Source organism: Methylobacterium sp. UNCCL125 (assembly GCF_900116795.1).
GTDB lineage: Bacteria > Pseudomonadota > Alphaproteobacteria > Rhizobiales > Beijerinckiaceae > Methylobacterium > Methylobacterium fujisawaense.
This window is the reverse complement of sequence record NZ_FPBW01000005.1, coordinates 248,554-271,660: the sequence shown is the minus strand read 5'-3', so window position 1 is coordinate 271,660 and position 23,107 is coordinate 248,554. Positions and strand designations below refer to the sequence as shown.

Here is a 23,107-nt window from a genome sequence, read left to right as displayed (position 1 = left end):
GAGACCAAGCAGAGCCGACGAATACAAAATAAGAAGGAAAAACGGATGGCCAGCGTATTGGTGGTAGAGGACGACCGGCGGGTCGCGGCCGAGATCGGATCGGCACTCGCGGAATACGGATTTCAGGTTGACGAGGCCCCAAGCGGCAGTATCGGATTACGCAAGGCCCTCGACGGTAAATTTGACGTGATCGTTCTGGACCGGATGCTTCCGGAGATTGACGGCCTGTCGCTGCTGACCAAGCTACGCGCCGCCAAGGTGTCGACGCCGGTCCTGATCCTCAGCGCCCTCTCGGCCGTCAACGAGCGCGTCGACGGCCTGCGCGCCGGCGGCGACGACTACCTCGCCAAGCCGTTCGAGTTCATCGAACTCACCGCCCGCGTCGACGCGCTGGCCCGCCGCAAGATGGCCGCCGAGGCGGTCAACGAACTCGTCGTCGGCGACCTCCGCCTCGATCTGATCGACCGCGTCCTCTACTGCGCCGAGCGCGAGATCGAACTCCTGCCCAAGGAGTTCGCGATCATCGAGTTCCTCATGCAGAACGCCGGCACCCTCGTCAGCCGGAAAATGATCTTCGAATCCGTCTGGGGCTACAGCTTCAATCACCAGTCGAGCGTCATCGACGTCCATATCGGCAAGATCCGGAAGAAACTCGATCCCGACGGGCTCAACCCCCGCATCCATACCGTGCGCAACACAGGCTTCATCCTCCGTGCGCCTGCTTGAAGTCCGGCGCACGAGCGGCTTCCGGGTCGCCTGCCTGTTCTTCGCGACCTTCGGAACGGCGTCGCTCGCGCTGTCGGCCTTCCTGTACGTCGACACGCGCAGCTACGGCCGCAAGGCCGCGTTCGAATGGGTGGGATGGGAGTCGAAGCATCTTCTGGGGCTGTCCCCGCGCGCGCTGCGCGAACGGATCGACGCCTCCGAGGATTTCGCCGAAGGCGGCCGCCCGCTGGTACTGTTCGGGCCCGATCAGACGCGCCGGGCCGGCGCACCGATCCCATTCCCGGTCACGGCGCCGGTTGGCCGGCCGTTCATCCTGTCACAGCCGACGGATCACGGCACCCGCGCGCTGTTCAGCCAACTCACGGAGCTGCCGAGCGGCGAGTATGTCCTCGTCAGCCGGTCTGCCAAGGATCTGGAGACCCTGGAAAAGGCGCTGGTCGAGACCTTCGTCTGGGGCATGATCGCCACCATCGTCATCGGTCTGATCGGCGCCGTGGTCTTCGGGGCCGGCTCCCTGCGGCAGAACGATGCGATCACCAAGGCGGTGGAGCGCATCATGCGGGGCGATCTGAGCGAGCGACTGCCGACGCGCGGCGTCTCGGCCGACCTCGCGCACCTCACGCGTGTGGTCAACGACATGCTGGATCAGCTTCAGCGGCTGATGCTGGAGATCAAGGGTGTCAACGAGAACATCGCCCACGACCTGCGGACTCCGCTGACACGGGTGGTCGGCACGCTGGAACGGTCGCTGCGCAAGGCCGACAGCGTCGAGGCCTTCCGGGCCTGCAACGAGGACGTGCTTGCCGAGGTCAAGTCGATCGTCGTGCGCTTCTCGGCGCTGCTGCGGATTTCGGAGATGGAGGACCGGCTGCGCCGATCGGGCTTCACCGAGGTCGATCTCGGGCGTTTGCTCGAGGACGCCGTCGAGTATTACGAGCCGCTGGCCGTGGAGCGCGGCATCCGGATGCGCTGGGAGCGGCCGGACGGGCCCTGCCTCGTGGAGGGTGATCGCAGCCTGATCTTCGAGGCGGCGAGCAACTTGATCGACAACGCCTTGAAGTTCACCCCGGCCGGCGGAGAGGTCGCGGTCACGCTGCTCCAGCATCCGGCGGGCATCCGCGTCGTCGATACCGGCTGCGGCATCCCGGCGGACGAACTCAGCGCGGTGCGGGCGCGGTACCGTCGCGGTGCCTTGAAGACCGACAAGAGCGGCTTCGGGATCGGCCTGAGCTTGGTCGATTCCATCGCGCGGCTCCACAGTGCCACCTTCGACATCGCCAGCGACGGCGCCGGCTGCTGCGTCACCTTCCGATGGGCCCGCACGGTCGCGAACACGCCGTCCATCGACCTTGTCCCCGCCCCCGCCCTCTAGCGCCGCCGCGCCCGGCCACTCCCGTCATGAGGAGCGCCGGGCGCGCGGAGCCTTCGATGCGGCGTCTCAGTAGGACGACCGCCCGTGTCGACGCTCGCGGGTGTTGTAGCGGCTCCACTGAGGATTGGCCGGGACCGTCCCGATCGAGGCGGGCCGCTGAACGGCCGCGCTGTAGCCGGTCGCGCCTTCCCACATGCCGCCGGCTTTGTCGTTGCCCTCGGAGGCGGACCAAGCGTCGAGACCGCTGCCGTTTGTCCGGATGATGAGGCTCGGATCGATCGACGGACCTCCATCCTGCGCGAACGCCGGAGCCGCGATCAGCATGGCGCCCATGGAACAGGCCAGGACAATGTTTTTCATGATAATCTCCCGTCTTTTTTCTGTCGCGAACCGGCGACGTGAGTAATACATGCAGCACAGACGGTTTAAATGCTATATTTTATTGCAGAATAATTCTTTCGCTCTTTGTTTCGGCTTCAATCTTGAAAGGATTTTTGAATTTTTGACCTTGGCGAAGGCGGAGTGCAGCGCGAACGGCGTTCGAGCCCGCCGCGTCGGGATCGCGGACGCGGCCCTCTGCATGGGGTTTGCTGGCATTTGGCTCGGTGAACGAAGCGACGGCTTTTCGGGCCGACAACGCCCGACGGTTGCGCAACACGCCTGTGCGGCTTGAGACGCTGTGCGGGGTGGCGCTCGAAGGCCTGCAAAATCCGGTCTTTGACCCGGGAGATGGCGCAGGAGATCGCTCACCTGGATGCCGGCCGGCGTCGAACATGAAAAAGCCGACCGGTTACCCGGTCGGCAGAGTCTTTTGGGTCTGAAGCTTTGGATCAGGTCGGGCCTGCCCTGGTACCCGGGCCCGCCGATCTGAAACCGTAGCATCTGCTCGACCGGAGGCGAAGCGAGCCGCCGAAGAGCTGTATTGGTTGTAGCTCATTCCTCGGAAGTATCAATTAAAAGAAGTTTTATTTGCCGAACAAAAGCGAAAATTTCCAAGCGTCTTCCAGTCAAACAGAAGCCCAGCCGAATGGCTGGGCTCGGGATTTCTTGTTGTGAGTGGTTGCGCGCGTCGCTGGTGCTCAGAAGTCCCGCTGCACGCGGAAGCGGAACTGGGCCGCGTCCTGAGAACTCACGTAGCGCAGCGCGTTCTTCGAGATGTCGGGCGTCACACCATTGTTGAGGGCGGTGCGGATGTACTCACCTTCGACCCCGATATCCAGGTCCTTCACCGGAGTCCAGATCAGGCTCGCGCCGGTGATGATCTGGTTGTTTCCTCTCAGGACAGGGCTTGTGGCGAAGGCCAGGGCATTGGAGGCACTGGCGCCGGCCGGTGCGAAGCCGAAGCCCAGGAGGCCGAGGGCATTGCGGCCCTTCGAATTGTAATCGATCTGAGCGTAGCTTCCGAAGAAGGCCGACCGCCAGGCCGGTGACCAGTAGTGGAGCATCGACGCGACGGCCGAAAATGACGTCGACAGCTCGAGACGGCCCGTGGTGGGGTTGAGGACCGCATCGGCGTAGTATTGGGCGAACGAGCCGCCACCCACGGGCGCTGCGCCGAGGGCATCGTACGGAGCCGTGTAGTTCGAGATGCCCGTATAGGCGATGGCACCCTGGCCGTAGGCGCCCTGAAGGTACAGCGTATCGCCCGTCGCGATGAACGGCAGATTGACCTTCAGGCCGCCCTGGACCGCCCATCCATAGGCGTTCGACGCGCGTCCCGTGGGCGATATGCCGAGACCGGTGGTGGCCGTGGTGATGCCCCCCACCGTGCTTCCGGCATCGCCCGCATTGATCTCGTGGACGGCGGCCGACACCTGGGCGGATCCCCAGGCCTGATCGATGCGTGCCACGCCGATGAAGTCGGGCATCCGGCTTTTCTGGGTCACATCGACGAAAGCCACGTTGCCGGGACCGACCACGATCGGTGCGAGGAAGGTCGCGGGCGTGAACGGGTTGAAGGCGTTGCTGTAGCCCGCGAACCCGCCGCCCGCCGTGAAGGCGCCGACAGCGGCCCCCGTGCCGAAGATCGGGAAGCGGCGATAGACCGGGTCTTCCATGGAGGCCGTCAGGGTGACGCCGTTCCCGAGCGTCGCCGAATAGGCGAGCAGGTTCGTGCTGAACGTGTCGGATCCGGCCGTTCCGCCGATCAGCTCGAAGTCGTGGGCATAGAAGTCGAAGAACGAGGAGGCGCGGCCCGCGGTCAGGCCGGCGAACTGAATGAACGCCTTGTCGGCGTTGATGTAGGTTTGCGTGCGCCCGAACGCGTCGGCGCCGAGTCCGGCGATCGCCAGGCTCTCGCGCTGCCGGGATCCGGAGGTCAGGAACGGGCCGCTGCGGTTGGCGACGTCGACCCGCAGGAAGGCTCTCAGGGTTCCGTAATCGGTCTGGGTCCGCGCATCGAGGTTGATCCGCATCAGGCCCAGATATCCGGTCAGGTCGCCGCCACCGCCGGTGCGGACTTTGCTGGTCTGATACAGGAAGTCATACCGCGCCCTGCCGGATATGCGGAGGCAGGTATCAGTGCCGGGAATATAGAAAAAGCCCGCTCCGTACGCGTTGCAAACGCGCACGAATTCGACTGGCGCTGACTTCAGGGTCGGCAAATCTGCGGCTTGTGCGCCTGCGATCGGAAGCATCAGAGCTGAAGAGCCCAGTAACAGCGCCTTGATTTTGGTCATGGTGTCCCCGCATCCGACGCCGTGGCCATGGAGGTGCCAGCGTCAACCCAATGATCCGCGTTCACGCGCGTGCGGGATGACCGGCACGATGCGACGTCGCAGTGTTTTGGAGATTTGGCCGGCCTATCGATCGGCAGCTTGACCGTATCTATCAAGTAATGATTTTACAAATAAATTAGACTTGTATTTTTCAACTTCAATTCGGTTCCTAAAATTTGTTTTGTATCTGAATCTTGAAACGACGACGAAGCGCGGGGCTTTGCGGTTGCGACGTTTTCGCGGCCAGGCAAGGTCCTGCTCAAGGGGAAGCCGCGGACGGGATCGCCGATCGTCCGGGTGAGCGGCGGCGCCACGGCGCCTGTCCGTCGTCGCGATGTCACGCGCAGCCATCGAAACGGATCGCCGTCCGCACCCCGTGTTCCCGCCGGCGGCCCCATCGGTCCGGGGAGACCGAAAGCCTCTGCGGTCATGCTCCCGAGCGAGGCGCTGACGCTCCTGAGCGTGCATTGGACCGAATGCCGTGCCGATCTCGCTCGATGGCCGGCCCGCCCTACAAGCCGGACGGAGCAGGCCGGCAGGATGCGACATGGATCCGCCGGCCATTGCCCGCGGGCATCAGCGGGCTCCGAATGGAAACGACGGCGCAGCCGATGCGATCGGTCGCCGAACCACGATGGCCGGACCGTTTCGCCACGGGGGATTCGGTCGATCGCTCAGGACGGCGCCGTTAAGCATATCCGCGAGGAATCTCGGATTTGAAAGCTCGGCCATATCGCCGGGTGTGGTCTATGATTTACAAAGTCCTAACGCAGGTCGGATAAATTGCGCCGATTGAGCGGAGGATCGAATGTCGGAACCGCTGACCCTCGCGCCCCATCCGCCTCGTGGCGCCGCGGCACCGTCCGAACCGGGCGTGCGCCTCGACCGGCATCCCCGCTCCGATACCGGCACGATCGTCATCCATTGGATCGTCGCCGGCGCGATGGTTGCGAGCCTGCTCACGGGCCTGCGCATCTCGGCCGACGCTCCTGTGGCGCGCACCGCGAAATTCCTGGCCCCGTTTCTGCCGCAGGGCGAAGTCTGGACCGTGCACTTCGTGGCTGGTCTCACGCTGTTCTTCGCGATCACGGCCTATGTCGTCTACCTCGTGCGCGGACGTCTCACGGATCGCAATGGCCTGTCCCGGCTCCGCGCGCTCCGCGTTAGCGGCCGGAGCAAGGCGGCGCGGAAGGCGCGGTGGGGTGGCGTCAACGTCGCCCTGCACTGGCTGATCTATGCCGTCACCCTTGTCCTGACCGGTACCGGCATCGCGCTCTATCTCGGCTATGGCGGCTGGGTCGTCTGGCTGCACGCCACCTGCGCCCTGGGCGCGCTGGCCTACATCGCCATCCACACCCTCGCGCATTTCATGTATGGCGGGCTGTGGCAGCTCCTGCGGCTCTTCCGCCCCGCGCCCCTGGCGGACGGGGCGACCCGCCGCCGTCGGCCCTTGCTGGCGGCCGCAATCGTCGGCCTGCCCGTGGTGGGTTTGCTGGCCTGGGCAGATCTGACGGGTCGCTCCACCCTCGTGGTCGACAAGGTTCCGGTCGGGCCCGACCTGTCGAAGCTCCTCGACGATCCCGTCTGGCGCACCGCCCGACCGGTTTCGGTCCGGACGATGCAAGGCGCCAATTTCGGCGGCACCGGCGAGACCACCGTGGAGATCCGCGCGGTTCGCGATGGGGCGAACGTCTACTTCGCTTTTCGATGGTGGGACCCCTCCCGCTCGCTGAAGCGCGTGCCGATGATCAAGAAGGCCGACGGCTGGCATCTCCTCGACGCGGACGCCGCCAAGGCGGACGTGACCGGATACTATGAAGACAAGCTCGCCGTAATCTTCTCGCGCTCCGATGCCTTCGGCAGCGGCGGCTCGACCCATCTCGGTGCCCGCCCCCTGCCGGACGCCCCCGCGCCTCTGAACGGCCGCGGCTACCACTACACCACCGACGGCAGCTACATCGACATGTGGCAGTGGAAGGCGGCCCGGGGCGGCATGCTGGGCGTCGTCGAGGACATGCATATCGGGCCGCCCACCGAGCCGACCGCCGCGGAGCGGGCGGTGAAGGGCCGCTACCAGGCGGGCTACTGGGGCGATCCCGGCACAAGCACGTACCGCTACAATTTCCGCTTCGAGGGCCCCGGTGGCTACGAAGGCGCCGTCGAGCCGCTGCGGCTGCCCAAGGACTGGCGGGCCACCGTGGCCAGGCTCGGGACGATCGATCTGGGCCTCGATGCCAGTACCGCGCCGGGCTCGGCGTGGTGGATGGTCGAGAAGACCGAGACGGTTGCCTACTCGGCGGCCGGCGACGCAGAGATACCGGTCGGGACCGTCATGCCGGGTGTACTCATGACCGACGGCTATTCGGGCGATCGGGCCGGAATCTCGGCGGCGGCCGACTGGGCTGACGACCATTGGACCCTGGTGGCCTCGCGCAAGATCGCGACCGGCAGCAAGTACGATGTCGATTTCCTGCCCGGCAGCAAGTTCTTCCTCTACGTCTCGGCCTTCGATCACACGCAGACCCGCCACACGCGGCACATGCGGCCGGTCGAAGTCCTGCTGCGCTGACGCGGGATCGCAGCATGACCGATCGCGTCTCCCTCGTCGTCAATGGCCGGCCCATCAGCGCCGGCGCCGGACAGACCCTCCTCGACGCGGGTCTGGCATCCGGCCAAGCGATCCCGCACGATTGCGCCACCGGCCAGTGCGACACCTGTCGGGTCCGGATCCATTCCGGCTCGGTGGACGATGCCGGGACCCGCATCGGCGACACCGTCCTGGCGTGCCGGGCGCGTCTGACCGCCGACATCGCCATCGAGTTCGACGAGGTTCCCGACGTCGTGCGGCGGGCCGGCATCGTGGACAGCGTGGTCGAGCTCACTGCCGAGATCGTCGAGGTCACGGTCGCGTTGCGCAAGCGGCTGATCTATCTCCCGGGACAGTACCTCCGCGTCTCCTTCGCCGGCCTGCCCGCCCGCGACTACAGCCCGACCCTCCGCATGGACGGATCCGGCGAGCTGAACGAATTGATCTTCCAGATCCGCCGGCAGCCCGACGGCGTGGTGTCGCCGCAGCTCGGCGGACGGATCGGACCGGGAACCGCCGTGAAGGTCGAGGGTCCGTTCGGAGCCGCGTTTCACAGGTTGGGGCGCGGTCGTCTCGTCGTCGTTTCGTCCGGCGTCGGCTTTGCGCCCGCCTGGGCCGTCGCCCGAGCGAGCCGCCTGCGCGAGCCGAAGCGCGACCTGCTCGTCGTGGCCGGCACGCGCGAGCCGCAGAATCTCTACATGCGTCCGGCCCTGGAATGGCTGCGCGACCGGGGGGCGGCGACGATCTTGACGTGCAGCGGTCGCAACCCACCCTCCGACGCCCGAGCCGGGCGGCCGACCCTCCATCTGCCGAGGCTCACGCGGGACGACACGGTTCTGGCCGCCGGCGCCCCCGAGATGGTCGCGGCGGTGCAGTTCCTGGCGGCCGCGACTGGTGCGACCTGCTACGCTGATCCGTTCTACGCCGCCACACACAAGCCGGACCGGAGCCCGCCGTCCGACACGAACTTCCTCCAGCGTTTTCTCCAGCGCGTGGCAGGTAATCGGACCGCGAAAACGGATCCGGTCGCCTAGCAGATCGTCAACCACATCTTCAAAGCAACCTAGTTGGTGACTCGAGGTTAAGCATTCGAGACGCATTCTGCGGCAATGGGCCCCATATTCGCGAACGTTCGAAGCGCTACCGCGCTCGCCATTCTCCTTCTGACCGCGTCGACCGGCGTCCGGGCGGAGGATCTCCCGATCGTGGGTACGGGCGACGGGATCGAGATGCTCCAGGCCGTCGCCGATTCCTACAATGCGGAGCATGGCCAAGCCCGCGTCTCGGTTCCCCCGAGCATTGGCTCCGGGGGGGCCGTGGCGAGCGTGGGCGGTGAGCGCCAGAAGCTCGGGCGGGTCGCGCGTCCGCTCACCGAGACGGAGAAAGCGCAGGGCCTCGTGGAGGTGCCGCTCATCCGAATTCCGTCGGCGATCTTCGTTCATCGCGGTGTCGGCGTGGCGACGTTGACGAGCGCACAGGTGGCCGCGGTCTTCTCGGGCGGGATCGACAACTGGAGTGTGCTCGGCGGCCCCGATCTGAAGATCCGGGTGGTCCGTCGCGAGGAGACCGACAGCACGCTGTCGGTGCTCCGGGCGACCATGCCGGGCTGGCGTGATCTCGTCCTGACCAGCCGCTCGAAGACCGCGACCACCACGCAGGACGCGATCGCGACCGTTCGGGATACGCCCGGCGCCATTGGATTCGGCCCTTTCTCTCCGGGTCTGGCAAGCGATTTCACGGTTCTGTCGATCGACGGCAGGGCGCCGCGTGACCCGGGCTATCCCAGCGCGGTGACCCTGGCGCTCATCTACAAGACCGCCACGAAAGACGCGGAGGCGTCGGCGTTCCTCGCCTTCGCAACGTCGGATCGCGCCGGGCAGCTGATGGCGGAGCGGGGCGGCGCCCCGCTCAAGCCGTGACGGGCACCGTCTTCTCGCGATCCCTGCGCGCACGCCTCGTCGGTGCGACGCTCTCGACGGCCGCGATCGCACTCGCGGCTCTCGTTTTCCTCGTGGTTCTCCGCTCCGAGCAGACGTTGCGGGAACAGGCGCAGGAAGTCACGACCTGGTCCGAAACCCAGCTCTCCGATCGCCTCCTGAGCGATGCCAAGCTCGCCGCGGCCCGGCTCGCGATGCAGCGCGAGGATGTCGAGCGCCGCTTCGCCACCATGGCGAAGCGCTGGGATGTGGTGAAGGCTGTGTTCTCCGGCAACACGGTGGCGGCGTCGGAGCTCATGCGGCCCGCCCTCGCCCTGGCGGATGTCGACGGGGCGATCGCCTTCGACGTCAACCTGCGCGCCCTCACCGCCGACCGCGTCGATGCGGATCTCCTCGCCGCCAATGCGGCCTTCGGGACGACGGCCGTCGCCACCGCGTTGCGCGCCGTGATCGCCGGGAACGACCGGGAGCACGCAAATGGGTTTGTGCTGACCCTGCGCTGGGACGAGGGCCTCGCGAAGGCGCTCGCCGCCGAAGAGTCCGGTGCGGTCGCCGATGTCTTCGGCCAGCCGCTGTTCGACGAGTTCGGCGACGTGATCGGCGGACTGGTCGGTTATCGCGTCCTGCGACCGCACGAGCCGACCCTGACCGCCTTCGCATCGCTGAGCGGACGCGACGTGCTGATCCTGTCGGGGCAAAGCCTCCTCTCCTCGGCCGGTGCCGACGTCGCCGACGCGCGGCTCGGCGACATCTCGGGCGCGGATCTGCACGCCGTCGTCGGGGCCGAGAAGGTCGCGCGCTGCCTTCCTCTGCCTCCGGATCTCCGTCTCTGCGTCGCGGCGCCGCTGCGTGAGTTGCAGCAGCTCACCGGAAAGGTCGTCGGCATCGGCGAGGAGAGTTCCCGCTCGCTCCTCAGGACGCTCAGCGTCGTCGCGGGCCTGACCCTATGCCTTGTCGCCCTGGTCCTGCTCATCCTGTCCAGCCGGATCACCCGTCCGCTGGTGCGCATCACGCAGACGGTGTCCGAGGTGGCGCGCGGGAACTGGCACGTCAGCGTGCCCGATATCGACCGCGCGGACGAGGTCGGCGACATCGCCCGCGCCGTCGTCGTGCTCGAACATTCCCTGTCGGAGCGGGATCAGCTGCGCGACGACGTCTTCCGGCAGAACACGATCCTGACGGAGCGCGAGCGGCAGCTGCAGGAGCAGAACGAGCGGTTCGATGCGGCCCTGAACAACATGTCCCAGGGCCTGTGCATGTTCGGCGCCCATGGTCGCCTCAAGGTGTTCAACGCGCAGTTCTGCCGGATCTACAATATCGCTCCGGATGCGCTCGAAGCCGAACCGACGCATGCGGATGTCCGCCAGCTGGCCGGTCTTGCGGATTGGTCGGGTCCGGAGAGCCGCCCGCACCGGCGGTCTCTGACCAGGACGCTCGCGGACGAGCGATGCGTCGAGATCACCGTCGAGCCCATGGCGGACGGCGGCTGGGTGGAAACGCATGAGGACGTCACCGCGAGCGTGACGGCCCAAGCCCGGATCGCCCATCTCGCGACCCACGACGCCCTGACCGGTCTCTCCAACCGGGCCCTGCTTGCGGATCGCTTGGCCGCGGCCTTGGCAGGCCATGCGCATGACGGCCGGGCGGTGACCGTGATCTGCCTCGACCTCGACGACTTCAAGGGGATCAACGACACCCTGGGCCACCCGGCAGGCGACGAGTTGCTCCGGCAGGTCGGTCGACGCCTGACCGTGCTCTGCCCGCCCGGCGGCACCGTTGCGCGGCTCGGCGGTGACGAATTCGCCATGGTCCTCTCGGAGGCGGATTTACCGGCCGGCGTTCTCGCGCTGGCGGATGAGGTCCTCACCCAGCTCAGGCGGCCGTTCATCCTCGCCGGACAGTTCGTGTCCGTCGATGCGAGTCTCGGGCTCGCGGTCTCCGCGGCGGACGATGCCGACGGCGACGATCTCCTGCGTCGCGCCGACGTTGCCCTCTATGCCGCCAAGGCCGACGGTGGCCGGCGCGTCCGCGTCTTCGAGCCGGAAATGGAGGAACGCCAGAATCAGCGACGCTGGCTCGAACGGGAGTTGCGGCTGGCGATCGGGACCGACCAGATCGCGCTGCATTATCAGCCGCTGTTCGATCTGGCGACGAACGCGGTGACCAGTTTCGAGGCTCTGGCCCGCTGGCATCACCCGGAGCGGGGCATGATCTCGCCCGGGGAGTTCATTCCGGTCGCCGAGGCGACCGGGCTGATCGACGCCCTCGGCGCTTACGTCCTGCAAAAGGCCTGCGCGGACGCGATGGGGTGGCCGGGCAAGCAGCGTGTCGCCGTCAACATCTCGCCGATCCAGTTCCGCGAAGGCAATCTCGACCGGTTCGTCGAGGAGGTCCTGCGCACGACCCGACTGCCGAGCCAGCGGCTCGAACTCGAGATCACCGAATCCGTGATCCTGAGCCAGGATCAGGCGAGCTTCGATATGCTGACCCGCCTGCGTCGCCTGGGCGTGCGATTCTCGATGGACGATTTCGGGACCGGCTACTCATCCCTGAGCTCGCTGAACACCTTCCGCTTCGACAAGATCAAGCTGGATCAGTCGTTCGTCCGGAATCTCTTGGAGAAGGACGAGGCGGCTGCCATCGTCCACGTCGTTGCCGAACTCGGTCGCAGCCTGAAGATCACCACGACGGCCGAGGGCGTCGAGACGCCGGAACAGCTTGCCCGGCTGCGGGCGAGCGGATTCTCGGAGGTTCAGGGCTATCTGCTGAGCCGGCCGATCCCGGCGGCCGACGTACCCGACTTCATCAACACGCAGAACGCGTTGAACGCCGCGGCCTAAAGGCGCCCTGTGTCTGACGGCCCTCAGCGCTCGGGCGGTTCGCGCGCGCAACGGGGCGATATGGCCCGCTCCGGCTCAGTCCGTCACCCGTTCCACCCGCGACAGCAGACAGCCGGGCCGGGCGGTGTGGATGTTGACGAAGAGCGTCCGCGAGTCGTCGAGGGCGCGTCGAAGCGGCTCCGCGACATCGCCGCCTGGGCAGACCCTTCCGAGGTCGTAGAGACAGAGGTGATCGGCGTCGTAGGCCCGAACGGAGACCAGCGGATTCGCATGAACGATGGGCGCGACCGCGTCGACCGTCTCCGTATACGGGCACTCCCTCTCGTGCAGGAAGATCGGACTCGGGGTCCAGTAGATGCCGAGCGGCTGCCGGAGATCGTAGGATCCCAGCAGCATGCTCTCACCGGCTTTTGCAAGTTTGAGACAATGTCGGCAGGGAAATTGTCCGCTCGCCGTCGCCATGATCCGCCGGATCGGGTTGCCCCGGTCATCGAAGCCCGTGCGACGGAAGCGGTCCGCCGTCGCCGTCTCGATCGGAACACATCGAAATCTCGTCATCTCTCTTCCTCCGCGACCCGCTGTACGGCGCGTCGCAGAGGTGCTGCATCCCGCTTCTTGCTGCGCAATCAGGTCCGCCGAGCAGGTCCCGTGGGGACGATCCGTGAAGGCCCGTGCGCGAGACGGCGACGCGCGCAGCCGCACGCGCTTCAGGCGGGGTCCGGATCGCCCGGGTCGAGCGCGTGGCGATAGACTTCGACCGCGCCCTTGCCCTTGAGCGTCACCGCGCCGATCGGCCGGACGCTCCGCCGGTCGGGCAGGCGCAGAAACGCCGCGTGCGACAGATGCAGCGCGGTTCCCTCGCCGAGGCCCGACAGGCGCGCCGCGACGTTGACCGTGTCGCCCCAGAGATCGAACGTGAACTTCGTCCGGCCCACGATGCCACCGACCACCGGCCCGATATGGAGTCCACCGCGGATCCGCCAGCCGGGCTCTCCGGCCGCCGCGACCGCCACCATGTCGGCGGCACATCGGATCGCGGCCGTGACCGGGTCGGCATGTTCACGCAGCAGGTTCGCCGTTGCCATGAAGGCATCGCCGATGGTCTTGATGTTCTCGAGACCCCGCGCCTGCGCGACGACCTCGAACGCTTCGGCCAGGCGCTGGATCTCCGCGACGACGACGTCCGGTGTCTGACCATGGCACCAGGTCGTGAAACCCACGAGGTCGACGAACAGGACGGCGACGTCGCCGAACAGGCGCGGCTTGACCTGTCCGGTCTCCATCAGTTCCGACACGGCCGAGACCGGCAGGATGGCATGAAGCAGTTCGTCGGCCCGCTTGCGCTCACGCTCGATCGTTCGCAGGTGTGCGATCTCGCGGTCATGGGCCCGCTTCCGCTCCAGGCACGAGCGGATGCGAGCTTCCAGGATCACCGGCTCGAAGGGCTTCGGGAGGTAGTCGAAGGCGCCGAGTTCGATGCATCGGACGATGCTGCCGATCTCCATCAGCGCGGAGATCATCACCACCGGCGTGTGGCGCCATGCCTCGTGGGCCTTCATCCGTTCGAGCACGGCATAGCCGTCGAGAGCCGGCATCATCACGTCGAGGAGGACGAGGTCGAACGGCTCCTCGCTCAGCCGGTCGAGGGCGGCTCGTCCGTTGGCCGCACGGACGCTCGTGTGGCCCAGGATTTCCAGTTCCTGTTCCAGCAGGTCGAGGTTGAAGGGCTCATCGTCGACGATGAGGATGCGGGCTGGCTCCACAGGTTCCTCTCCCTCCGGCGCGAGACTGCGGCCGGATCGGCCGGGCTCAATCGAGCCAGTGCCGCAACTTGACGAACAACAGGTCTTCGTCGACGGGCTTGGTCATGAAGTCGTCGCAGCCGGCCGCTCGCGCCCGATCCTCGTCGCCCGTCATCGCGTTGGCGGTGATCGCCACCACCGGGATGGCGGCGGTGGACGCGTTGGCCTTGATGCGGCGTGTCGCCTCCCAGCCGTCGACGAGCGGCAGCGACAGATCCATGAGGATGAGGTCGGGCCGGTGGGCGATCGCCATCTCGACCCCGGCGGCGCCGTCGACCGCGATGACAAGCTCGTACGTGTCCTCGAGCAATTGAGTCAGCAGATCACGATTGAGTTCGACATCCTCGACGATAAGTATTCGCTTCATGCGTTGATCCCCGAGGGAGCGGACCGGCGCGCAGGGCGTAGCCGACGGCTCATCGGTCACGGTCGGCCGCCTCGAGCTCCAGGACCGGCAGCACGCGCCGCACCTCGCGGACCAGGGCGGCGCGGTCGAGACCGCTCTTGTCGATCAGTCCGAGTACCCGCTCCCGCAGCATGTCGCGCTCGGCCGTATCCAGGGATGCGGCTGTCAGGACCACGACGGGGATCGTCCGGCCGACCGGATCGGCCTGGAGGGCGTCCAGGAAGGCGAGGCCGTCCATCCGCGGCATCAGCAGGTCGAGCAGGATGACGCTCGGGCGGGCCTGAGCGATACGCTCCAGGCCGGCCGCCCCGTCCGCCACCCAATCGACGGTGCATTGCTCCGCGTTGAGCAGCTGGCGCACGAGGTCGGGAACGTTGGGATCGTCGTCGATCACGAGGATGCGCTCGTTGTCGGGGGCGATCCGCGCGAGGGCGCCGATCAGGGCTTCCCGCTCGAACGGCTTCACGATGTAGTCGGTCGCTCCGAGGCGGAAGCCCAGCTCCTTCTGGTCGACGATCGAGATCAGCACGACCGGGATGTCCCGCGTCAGCGGATCGGTCTTCAGCGCGTGCAGCACCTGCCAGCCGTCGGTGCCGGGCATCATGATGTCGAGGGTGATGGCACGCGGTTGCAGCTCCCGCGCCTTCAGAAGCCCGTCCTGGCCGCTCGATGCGCCGATGACCGTGTAGCCGGCATCGGCGAGGTTCTCCTGCAGCAGGTAGACGACGTTGGGATCGTCGTCGATCGCGAGCACGAGCTTGGCGCCCGACCGGGACACCGGCGTTACCGGGAGCGCCGGCCTCGGACTCGGCGGTCCCTCGGCGGCGCCGGCGATCCGCATCGGGATGCTGAGGGTGAAGGTCGACCCCGCCCCTTCCCGGCTCTCGACGCCGATCTTTCCGCCGAGCAGCCGGGCGAGCCGGTGGCTGATCGCCAGACCGAGGCCCGTGCCGCTGTGGGAGCGCGTGGCGCTGTTGTCGACCTGATGGAACTCCTCGAAGATCGCATTCAGCGCGTCGGCGGGAATGCCGATGCCGGTGTCGATCACGGCGAATTCGACACTCTCGCCAACCGGACGGACGCGCAGCGTCACCGATCCGGCCTCGGTAAACTTGATGGCGTTGCTGAGCAGGTTGATGAGGATCTGCCGCAGCTTCTCCTCGTCGGTCCGGAGGGTCGCGGGCGTATCCCGGACATCTCGAACGAGCTGCACGCCCTCGTTCTTGACGAGGGGCTCGACCGTCCTGAGGCAGAGGTCGAGGACCGGCTCCAGCGTGAAGTCGGACGGTTTCACCTCCATCCGTCCCGCTTCGACCTTGGCGAGATCGAGGATGCTGTTGATCAGCGAGAGAAGGTGCTCTGAACTCGCCAGGATCTTCTCGAGGTTCTCGAACTGCTTCACCGGCAGGGCGTCCTTCGCCCGGCGCATCACCAGCCGGGTGAAGCCGATGATCGCATTGAGCGGCGTGCGCAATTCGTGGCTCATATTGGCCAGGAAGCTGCTCTTGGCGCGGCTGGCTTCCTCGGCCGCCTCCTTGGCCTGCCGCAGACGTTCCTCGGCCTGCTTGCGCTCGATCACCCGCCCCAGCTGCGCGCCGATATTGCTCATCACCCGCAGCAGCGACGCGTCCGGCGGCGATGCATCGCGGGCGAAGAATTCCAGCACCGCCACCACCTCGCGCCCGACCGTCACGGGAAAGCCGAAGCCCGCCCGGACCCCGTCCTGCGCGGCCGCCGGGGCGCGGGGATCTCCGGCCAGCGTCGGATCGCCGAGGGTCCATTCGGGAGCCCCGGAGAGCAAGACGCGACCGGCGAGGCCCGTTCCCGGACCGAGCGGCGTCCCGGCCGTCGCCGCGCGCAACTGGGCGAACCCTTCTGGCGTGTCGCAATGCCAGATCCCCGTCGGCAGGAGGGCCCGGCTTCCGTCATCGGCGCGGGTGTAGGCGTGGCCGAGGGGCCAGCCGGCATGGTGGGCGATGCGTTCCAGACAGAAGCGCAGGGCCTCCGCCACCGTCGGCGCCTCGTTGGCGGCTGCGGCCGCCGCCTGGAGCAGCTCGACGAAGGCGGTCTGCTTCTGAAGCGCCAGCTCGGCTTCCTTGCGCTCCGTGATGTCGCTCCACGACTCGACCACCTCGACGGGCCGACCGTTCGGATCGCGCAGGAGGCGCTGCTCGTCCCGGACCCAGCGATAGGTGCCGTTCGCGTGCAGGAACCGGTATTCGATGACGTTGTGACCCTGATCGAGCAGATGCGGGAATTCGCCGAGGACGCGCTCCCGGTCTTCGGGGTGCAGCCGCTCCAGCCAGAATTCCGGTCCGGCCAGATAATCGCCGGGCTCGTAGCCGAGGAGATCGCGTACATTCTCGCTGATGAAGGTCGGCGCGTTGCGGCCGCCCACCTCGAAACTGCAGATCATCGACGGGGACGCGGTCAGCAGGTAGGTCAGCCGGCCCTGCGTCGCCCGGAGCGCCTGCTCGGCACGCTTGATCTCGGTCACGTCGGTATAGACGGCAACGACGCCGCCGTCGTTGATCTTGCGCTCGCTGACCTGGACCCAGCGGCCGTCGACGCGCTGCTGGAGGAGCGGCCCGCGCGGTGCGCGATAACGGGCGATCCGCTCCGCCAGCCACGCCTCGACCGTCGTCCCGTCCGCGCGCACGATGCAGGTCTCGGCGACGGCTCGGGCGATGGCCGCGAACGTCACGCCCGGGACGATGATCGCCGACAGGCCGGGATGGAAATCCTGGAAGTGCCGGTTGCAGAAGACGAGGCGGTCGTCCGAATCGAACAGCGCGAACCCCTCGGAGCTGCTCTCGATGGCCTCGATGAGCTTGTGCCTGGCGACGCCGTCCTCGGGCGATCCGGCGGTCCGGATCGCGGCCCCCACCGCATCCGGAGACGTCTCGAACGGGGACCCGGCCGGCGTGTGAGACATGGCTCGGACCACCCTGACGACGACGCTTCGAGGGCGCCGCGGCTTGCCGCGTGAGGCCGGACACACGCGTTGTCCGAAGCCTGGCTATTCATTATTCGACACCGTTACATGGTCCAATTGTCGGATCAAGCGGCGTCAGAACTGCTGTCGCGTTGCGGTGAACGATGTGCCCACAGGTATGGCCGCTCGTAACAGACCGTCGATTTCAGCCGGTCCGTCACGGCCGCCGATCATCCGTGCCCGCCCCGGACGCATCGGTGCCATGTCTGGGCGAGGCGTCGCGTCGCGTCAGGTACAGTGTATCTTCCGTGAAAACGGAGGAAATAATGGCCTACAAGATCACTTTTCGTAAGGGAAAGCGCGAGAGCTTTACCAAGCTCTGGCCGTGCGACCTCGAGGCGGCGACGGCCTACGCGCTGGCGCAACTGCCAATCCAGCACCGGGAGAAGGGTGCGACGTCGGTGAGCGTGATCTGCGAGCGGACCGGCGACATCGTGTTCAGTTCGACCGAGCAGCCCGAGACCGAACCGGCATAGGGCCGGTCGCGAGACGGACGATGCAGAGGTCGGCGTCCGCTTCGATGCGGATGTCCGGCCGCGGGCGCGGACGAGCCGCACCGGGAAGGGCCGAATCATGGCTTCAGACGCATCCCGGCCGCAGGGGCCGACGGTTACGTCTTCCGCATGCGCCGACCTGGAAGTCGGCCCGTACAGCTCGCCGCCCTGCTTCCTGCACGAACTCGATCCGAGCTTCCTCGGTCTTGCCACGGCGCCGGCGGCACAGCCGCAGACCACGGCCGCCGACGACGGGACGCCTGACCTCGCAGTCGCTCGCGATCCTGATGACATCCCTACGCCGGATGCTCTGCAGCCGTCTTGGATCCTCACGGCCGACGGGGACGTGATCGCGCCACCGGGCACATGCCCGGATGGAGCCCCCCCATGCAGATCCTCCGCCATATCCTCGCCGAATGTCGGGCCGACCGCGTCTTCGCGCTGATGATCGTCACGCTCGGCGCTTGGTCGGCCATCTCGGTCCTGCTGCTGGCTCTGAACATCCCCGAACCCTTCACCGCTCGATGAGCGCCTCGGTTACGGCGCTCGATTTGGACGACCGGCCCTCCGGAGCGCCGTCCTGTCCCGCACCCGGGCGGTCGCCGCAGATTGGCTTGGCCGCGCCCTGCGCCTGCCCCATCGTGCCCGTCGCCGGGCGCTGCCACGCTTGTGGGTTGATCTATGGCGGCATTCGCGGCGAGGCCGCGGGCGTGATCCGGCTGGATCGGGCGCTGTGGCGTGCGCTCTGCCCCGGCGCCGCGCGGCTGACGATGCCGGCAGCCTGCGGCGCGTTGCGTGCGAGCTTCGTCGGACGCGCACGATCCTAACGCGACCCTTATAAGTTCCGCCCCGGTCCTCGCTCGAACCCTAACGCGGTTTGAGGCGACACTGATGGTCGGCCAAGGCCGGGTGCGGAACCTCCGCGGCCGGTCCGCCGAACCGGACCTGACCCCCATGCTCGACATCGTCTTCCTCGCCGGAGCGCTCGCCTTCTTTGCCGCCGCGGCCGGCTACGCGGCCGCCTGCGATCGGCTCTGAGAGAGTCCGCCATGACCCTCGACCTCGCCCTCGGCGCCTGCGTGACCGCCGGCCTCCTCGTCTACCTCACCTACGCCCTCGTCCGCCCCGAGCGGTTCTGAGCGGCCCTGACGGATCTCCCCCATGAACCTCAACGGCTGGATCCAGATCGCGCTCTACTGCGCGGTCGTTCTGGCGCTCGTGAAGCCCCTCGGATCGTACATGACCCGGGTCTTCACCGGAGAGCGCACCCTCCTCTCACCCGTGCTCGGCCCCGTCGAGCGCGGGCTCTACCGCGTGTCCGGCATCGATGCCCGCCAGGAGCAGCACTGGCTGGCCTATACGGGCGCGGTCATCCTGTTCCACGTGCTGGGCTTTGCGGTGCTGTACGCGATCCTGCGGCTGCAGGCGGTGCTGCCGCTCAATCCGGCCGATCAGACCGCGGTGGCGCCGGATCTCGCGTTCAACACGTCGACCAGCTTCATCACCAACACCAACTGGCAGTCCTACGGCGGCGAGACCACGCTCTCGTACCTCTCCCAGATGCTGGGGCTGACGCACCAGAACTTCCTGTCGGCGGCGACCGGCATCGCGGTGGCGGTGGCGCTGATCCGCGGGTTCGCCCGCGCCTCGTCGGGCACGATCGGCTCGTTCTGGGTCGATGTGACCCGCGCCACCCTCTACGTGCTTCTGCCGATCTGCGTGCCTTACACGCTGTTCCTCGTCTGCCAGGGCATGCCGCAGACGCTCGGCGCCTACGTCGACGCCACGACCCTGGAGGGCGCGCACCAGACCCTCGCGCTCGGACCGGTGGCGAGCCAGGTGGCGATCAAGATGCTCGGGACCAATGGCGGCGGCTTCTTCAACGCCAACGCCGCGCACCCGTTCGAGAACCCCACCGCCCTGTCGAACTTCGTCCAGATGGTCTCGATCTTCGTGATCGGCGCCGCGCTGACCAACGTCTTCGGCCGCATGGTCGGCGACGAGCGCCAGGGCTGGGCGATCCTCGGCGCCATGGGGATCCTGTTCCTCGCGGGCGTCCTCGTCACCTATTGGGCCGAGGCCCACGGCAGCGCCGTCCTGAACAGCTTCGGGCTGACCGGCGGCAACATGGAGGGCAAGGAGACCCGCTTCGGCATCGCCGCCTCGGCGCTGTTCGCGGTGATCACCACGGCGGCCTCCTGCGGCGCCGTCAACGCCATGCACGACTCGTTCACGGCGCTTGGCGGCCTGATCCCGCTGCTCAACATGCAGCTCGGCGAGATCATCATCGGCGGCGTCGGCGCCGGCCTCTACGGCATGCTGATCTTCGTGATCGTGGCGATCTTCGTGGCGGGCCTGATGGTCGGCCGCACCCCCGAATACCTCGGCAAGAAGATCGAGGCGAAGGAGGTGAAGATGGCCATGCTCGGCATCCTCTGCCTGCCGCTGATGATGCTGGGCTTCACCGCCCTGGCGACGGTGGTGCCGGCGGGCCTCGCCGGCCCGGCCAATGCCGGTCCGCACGGCTTCTCGGAGATCCTCTACGCCTACACGTCGGCGGCGGCCAACAACGGCTCGGCCTTCGGCGGGCTGACGGCCAACACGCTGTTCTACAACAGCACCCTGGCCATCAGCATGCTGGTCGGCCGGTTCTTCGTGAAGATCCCGGTCCTGGCCATCGCGGGCTCGCTCGCCGCCAAGAAGACGGTCCCGGCCTCCGCGGGCACGTTCCCGACGCATGGCGGCCTGTTCGTCGGGCTCCTCGTCGGCGTGATCCTGATCATCGGCGGCCTGACCTTCTTCCCCTCGCTGGCCCTCGGCCCCGTGGTCGAGCACCTCGCGGGCGCGGCCGGCCAGACCTTCGCGACGGGGGGCTGAGATGCCCCGCGCCCTCCCCGCCCGGCGCGTCGCGCGCCACCACCTCGTGCTGCACCGGCAGCCGCACCGGCGCGACCGCGCCGGTGCCCCGCCCCTGCGGACGTCGGACCTCGTCCTGGCGCTCCTTGGCGTCGTCCTGCTCGGCGGCTTCGCCCTCCTGGCCGCCTACGCCCTGACGGCCGGCAGGCTGGCCCTCTGATCCCAAAAGCGCCCGGCGCGCCGCGCCGGGCTCCCCACCCCTTCCGGACATCTTCCATGTCGCGTCAGACATCATCCCTGTTCAGTGCCGCCCTGATCGGGCCGGCCCTCATCGGCTCCGTCAGGAAGCTCGATCCCCGCGCCATGATCCGCAACCCGGTCATGTTCGTGGTCGAGGTCGTGGCGGCGCTCACCACGGTCCTGTTCGCCCGCGACCTCGTCACCGGCGGCAGCGACCTCGCCTTCTCCGGCCAGATCATCCTCTGGCTGTGGTTCACCCTGATCTTCGCCAACTTCGCCGAGGCCCTCGCGGAGGGGCGCGGCAAGGCCCAGGCCGACAGCCTGCGGCGCACCCGCACCGAGATGACGGCCAAGCGCCTCAAGGGGGCGGGCCGGGCCTACGAGACGGTGCCGGGCACCGCCCTCAAGGTCGGCGACGTCGTCTTGGTCGAGGCCGGCGACCTGATCCCCTCCGACGGCGAGGTGATCGAGGGCGTGGCCTCCGTGAACGAGGCCGCCATCACGGGCGAATCCGCACCGGTGATCCGCGAATCCGGCGGCGACCGCTCGGCGGTGACCGGCGGCACGCAGGTTCTTTCGGACGAGATCAAGGTCCGCATCACCGCGGCGGCCGGCTCGACCTTCGTCGACCGGATGATCGCCCTGGTGGAGGGCGCCTCGCGGCAGAAGACGCCGAACGAGATCGCCCTGAACATCCTGCTCGCCGGGCTCACCATCGTGTTCGTCTTCGCGGTGGCCTCGATCCCGAGCTTCGCGAGCTACGCGGGCGGTTCGATCCCCGTGATCGTCCTCGTCGCCCTGTTCGTCACGCTGATCCCCACGACGATCGGCGCGCTGCTCTCGGCGATCGGCATCGCCGGCATGGACCGGCTGGTGCGCTTCAACGTGCTCGCCATGTCGGGCCGCGCCGTCGAGGCCGCGGGCGACGTCGACACCCTGCTCCTCGACAAGACCGGCACGATCACGCTCGGCAACCGGCAGGCCACCGAGTTCCGCCCGGTCTCCGGCGTGAGCGCGCAGGAGCTCGCCGACGCGGCGCAGCTCGCCTCCCTGGCGGACGAGACGCCGGAGGGCCGCTCGATCGTCGTGCTGGCCAAGGAGAAGTACGGCATCCGCGCCCGCGACATGGCGGGTCTCAACGCGAACTTCGTGCCGTTCACCGCGCAATCGCGCATGTCGGGCGTCGATCTGGAGAGCGCCTCGATCCGCAAGGGCGCGGTCGACGCCGTGATCGCGTCCCTGTCCGGCCAGCCCGTGGCGAGCCGGGGCTCGAACGCCGCCCTCGCCTTCCAGCCGGCTCCGGAGACGGGTGCCGTCAAGGAGATCCGCGCCATCGCGGAGGAGATCGCCAAGGCCGGCGGCACGCCCCTCGCGGTTGCGCAGGACGGGCGGCTGCTCGGCGTGGTCTACCTGAAGGACATTGTGAAGGGCGGCATTCGCGAGCGCTTCGCGGAGCTGCGCCAGATGGGCATCCGCACGGTGATGATCACCGGCGACAACCCGATGACTGCGGCTGCCATCGCGGCGGAGGCCGGCGTCGACGATTTCCTTGCCCAGGCCACCCCGGAGGACAAGCTCGCGCTGATCCGCAAGGAGCAGGCGGACGGCAAGCTCGTCGCCATGTGCGGCGACGGCACCAACGACGCCCCCGCCCTCGCCCAGGCCGATGTCGGCGTCGCGATGAACACCGGGACCGTGGCGGCCCGCGAGGCCGGCAACATGGTCGATCTCGACAGCGACCCGACCAAGCTCATCGAGATCGTCGGCATCGGCAAGCAATTACTGATGACCCGCGGCGCGCTGACGACCTTCTCGATCGCCAACGACGTCGCCAAGTACTTCGCCATCATCCCGGCGATGTTCCTGGGCCTCTATCCGCAGCTCCAGGCGCTCAACATCATGGGCCTCGCCTCGCCGCAGAGCGCGATCCTGTCGGCGATCATCTTCAACGCGCTGATCATCGTGGCGCTGATCCCGCTGGCCCTTCGCGGCGTCACCTACCGGGCCGTCGGCGCGGCCGCTCTGCTGCGCCGGAACCTCCTGATCTACGGGCTCGGCGGCGTCTTCGTGCCCTTCGTCGGCATCAAGGCCATCGACCTCGCCGTCAGCGCCCTACACCTCGTCTGAACCGGTCC

The 23,107-nt window shown here is 67.6% G+C and carries 19 protein-coding genes; 13 read left to right on the top strand and 6 right to left on the bottom strand.

The window, feature by feature from the left end; genetic code table 11:
- Positions 1-45: 45 nt before the first annotated feature.
- Positions 46-726 carry a response regulator transcription factor gene (locus BM396_RS06615; protein WP_043347627.1) on the top strand — a complete coding sequence of 227 codons (681 nt, stop codon included), beginning with the start codon at positions 46-48 and terminating at the stop codon, positions 724-726.
- Positions 713-2,098, top strand: a complete 1,386-nt coding sequence (locus BM396_RS06610; RefSeq protein WP_043382161.1) for a sensor histidine kinase — start codon at positions 713-715, stop codon at positions 2,096-2,098. The genes BM396_RS06615 and BM396_RS06610 overlap by 14 nt, the downstream gene beginning before the upstream one ends.
- A 66-nt stretch (positions 2,099-2,164) precedes the next feature.
- Here BM396_RS06610 and BM396_RS06605 read toward each other — a convergent pair whose 3' ends face one another.
- Positions 2,165-2,458 (bottom strand): hypothetical protein, encoded by a 294-nt coding sequence (locus BM396_RS06605; protein ID WP_043347631.1) that lies wholly within the window; start codon positions 2,456-2,458, stop codon positions 2,165-2,167.
- A gap of 719 nt (positions 2,459-3,177) precedes the next feature.
- Positions 3,178-4,776, bottom strand: coding sequence for a porin (locus BM396_RS06600; RefSeq protein WP_043347634.1), 1,599 nt, complete (start codon positions 4,774-4,776; stop codon positions 3,178-3,180).
- A gap of 847 nt (positions 4,777-5,623) precedes the next feature.
- On the opposite strand from BM396_RS06600, the gene BM396_RS06595 reads away from it, so the two are divergent.
- The 4 genes from BM396_RS06595 to BM396_RS06580 all read left to right on the top strand — a co-directional run bounded on the left by BM396_RS06595 (position 5,624) and on the right by BM396_RS06580 (position 12,179).
- Complete coding sequence (locus BM396_RS06595; RefSeq protein WP_043347635.1) at positions 5,624-7,384, top strand: ethylbenzene dehydrogenase-related protein; 1,761 nt, start codon at positions 5,624-5,626, stop codon at positions 7,382-7,384.
- Between the two features lie 14 nt (positions 7,385-7,398).
- On the top strand, positions 7,399-8,436 hold the full coding sequence (locus BM396_RS06590; RefSeq protein WP_043382162.1) for a 2Fe-2S iron-sulfur cluster-binding protein: 1,038 nt from the start codon (positions 7,399-7,401) through the stop codon (positions 8,434-8,436).
- 171 nt (positions 8,437-8,607) lie between these two features.
- Positions 8,608-9,321, top strand: a complete 714-nt coding sequence (locus BM396_RS06585) for a PstS family phosphate ABC transporter substrate-binding protein (protein WP_244538826.1) — start codon at positions 8,608-8,610, stop codon at positions 9,319-9,321.
- Complete coding sequence (locus BM396_RS06580; RefSeq protein WP_043382167.1) at positions 9,318-12,179, top strand: putative bifunctional diguanylate cyclase/phosphodiesterase; 2,862 nt, start codon at positions 9,318-9,320, stop codon at positions 12,177-12,179. Before BM396_RS06585 ends, BM396_RS06580 begins: the two co-directional genes overlap by 4 nt.
- 75 nt (positions 12,180-12,254) lie before the next feature.
- On the opposite strand, the gene BM396_RS06575 is transcribed toward BM396_RS06580, so the two are convergent.
- From BM396_RS06575 to BM396_RS06560, 4 genes are all read right to left on the bottom strand, one after another.
- Positions 12,255-12,641, bottom strand: coding sequence for a DUF1203 domain-containing protein (locus tag BM396_RS06575; protein ID WP_279897522.1), 387 nt, complete (start codon positions 12,639-12,641; stop codon positions 12,255-12,257).
- Between the two features lie 245 nt (positions 12,642-12,886).
- A complete protein-coding gene (locus BM396_RS06570) occupies positions 12,887-13,942 on the bottom strand; it encodes an adenylate/guanylate cyclase domain-containing protein (protein ID WP_043382172.1) in 1,056 nt (351 codons plus the stop codon).
- A 46-nt stretch (positions 13,943-13,988) separates the two neighbouring features.
- Complete coding sequence (locus tag BM396_RS06565; protein WP_043382175.1) at positions 13,989-14,348, bottom strand: response regulator; 360 nt, start codon at positions 14,346-14,348, stop codon at positions 13,989-13,991.
- Between the two features lie 49 nt (positions 14,349-14,397).
- A complete protein-coding gene (locus BM396_RS06560) occupies positions 14,398-17,322 on the bottom strand; it encodes a response regulator (RefSeq protein ID WP_043382177.1) in 2,925 nt (974 codons plus the stop codon).
- Between the two features lie 326 nt (positions 17,323-17,648).
- On the opposite strand from BM396_RS06560, the gene BM396_RS06555 reads away from it, so the two are divergent.
- The 7 genes from BM396_RS06555 (at position 17,649) to kdpB (ending at position 23,099) form a co-directional block, all read left to right on the top strand.
- Complete coding sequence (locus BM396_RS06555) at positions 17,649-17,858, top strand: hypothetical protein (protein WP_043382179.1); 210 nt, start codon at positions 17,649-17,651, stop codon at positions 17,856-17,858.
- A gap of 405 nt (positions 17,859-18,263) precedes the next feature.
- Positions 18,264-18,404, top strand: a complete 141-nt coding sequence (locus BM396_RS32680) for a hypothetical protein (RefSeq protein ID WP_164706328.1) — start codon at positions 18,264-18,266, stop codon at positions 18,402-18,404.
- A gap of 363 nt (positions 18,405-18,767) precedes the next feature.
- Complete coding sequence (locus BM396_RS32675) at positions 18,768-18,914, top strand: hypothetical protein (RefSeq protein WP_158498429.1); 147 nt, start codon at positions 18,768-18,770, stop codon at positions 18,912-18,914.
- Positions 18,915-18,925: 11 nt separating this feature from the next.
- Positions 18,926-19,015 (top strand): K(+)-transporting ATPase subunit F, encoded by a 90-nt coding sequence (locus BM396_RS06550; RefSeq protein ID WP_020091582.1) that lies wholly within the window; start codon positions 18,926-18,928, stop codon positions 19,013-19,015.
- Between the two features lie 22 nt (positions 19,016-19,037).
- Complete coding sequence (gene kdpA / locus BM396_RS06545; RefSeq protein WP_091994726.1) at positions 19,038-20,753, top strand: potassium-transporting ATPase subunit KdpA; 1,716 nt, start codon at positions 19,038-19,040, stop codon at positions 20,751-20,753.
- A gap of 1 nt (position 20,754) precedes the next feature.
- Positions 20,755-20,952, top strand: a complete 198-nt coding sequence (locus BM396_RS06540; protein ID WP_043354148.1) for a hypothetical protein — start codon at positions 20,755-20,757, stop codon at positions 20,950-20,952.
- A 56-nt stretch (positions 20,953-21,008) separates the two neighbouring features.
- On the top strand, positions 21,009-23,099 hold the full coding sequence (kdpB, locus tag BM396_RS06535) for a potassium-transporting ATPase subunit KdpB (RefSeq protein ID WP_043382184.1): 2,091 nt from the start codon (positions 21,009-21,011) through the stop codon (positions 23,097-23,099).
- Positions 23,100-23,107 lie beyond the last annotated feature (8 nt).

Excerpts from the sequence above, each read along its gene's own strand:
- BM396_RS06615 (WP_043347627.1), top strand. The coding sequence starts at position 46 with ATGGCCAGCGTATTGGTGGTAGAGGACGACCGGCGGGTCGCGGCCGAG.
- BM396_RS06605 (WP_043347631.1), bottom strand. The coding sequence starts at position 2,458 with ATGAAAAACATTGTCCTGGCCTGTTCCATGGGCGCCATGCTGATCGCG.
- BM396_RS06600 (WP_043347634.1), bottom strand. The coding sequence starts at position 4,776 with ATGACCAAAATCAAGGCGCTGTTACTGGGCTCTTCAGCTCTGATGCTT.
- BM396_RS06595 (WP_043347635.1), top strand. The coding sequence starts at position 5,624 with ATGTCGGAACCGCTGACCCTCGCGCCCCATCCGCCTCGTGGCGCCGCG.
- BM396_RS06590 (WP_043382162.1), top strand. The coding sequence starts at position 7,399 with ATGACCGATCGCGTCTCCCTCGTCGTCAATGGCCGGCCCATCAGCGCC.
- BM396_RS06575 (WP_279897522.1), bottom strand. The coding sequence starts at position 12,641 with ATGGCGACGGCGAGCGGACAATTTCCCTGCCGACATTGTCTCAAACTT.
- BM396_RS06565 (WP_043382175.1), bottom strand. The coding sequence starts at position 14,348 with ATGAAGCGAATACTTATCGTCGAGGATGTCGAACTCAATCGTGATCTG.
- BM396_RS06560 (WP_043382177.1), bottom strand. The coding sequence starts at position 17,322 with ATGTCTCACACGCCGGCCGGGTCCCCGTTCGAGACGTCTCCGGATGCG.
- BM396_RS06555 (WP_043382179.1), top strand. The coding sequence starts at position 17,649 with ATGGCCTACAAGATCACTTTTCGTAAGGGAAAGCGCGAGAGCTTTACC.
- BM396_RS32680 (WP_164706328.1), top strand. The coding sequence starts at position 18,264 with ATGCAGATCCTCCGCCATATCCTCGCCGAATGTCGGGCCGACCGCGTC.
- BM396_RS32675 (WP_158498429.1), top strand. The coding sequence starts at position 18,768 with ATGGTCGGCCAAGGCCGGGTGCGGAACCTCCGCGGCCGGTCCGCCGAA.
- BM396_RS06550 (WP_020091582.1), top strand. The coding sequence starts at position 18,926 with ATGACCCTCGACCTCGCCCTCGGCGCCTGCGTGACCGCCGGCCTCCTC.
- kdpA (WP_091994726.1), top strand. The coding sequence starts at position 19,038 with ATGAACCTCAACGGCTGGATCCAGATCGCGCTCTACTGCGCGGTCGTT.
- BM396_RS06540 (WP_043354148.1), top strand. The coding sequence starts at position 20,755 with ATGCCCCGCGCCCTCCCCGCCCGGCGCGTCGCGCGCCACCACCTCGTG.
- kdpB (WP_043382184.1), top strand. The coding sequence starts at position 21,009 with ATGTCGCGTCAGACATCATCCCTGTTCAGTGCCGCCCTGATCGGGCCG.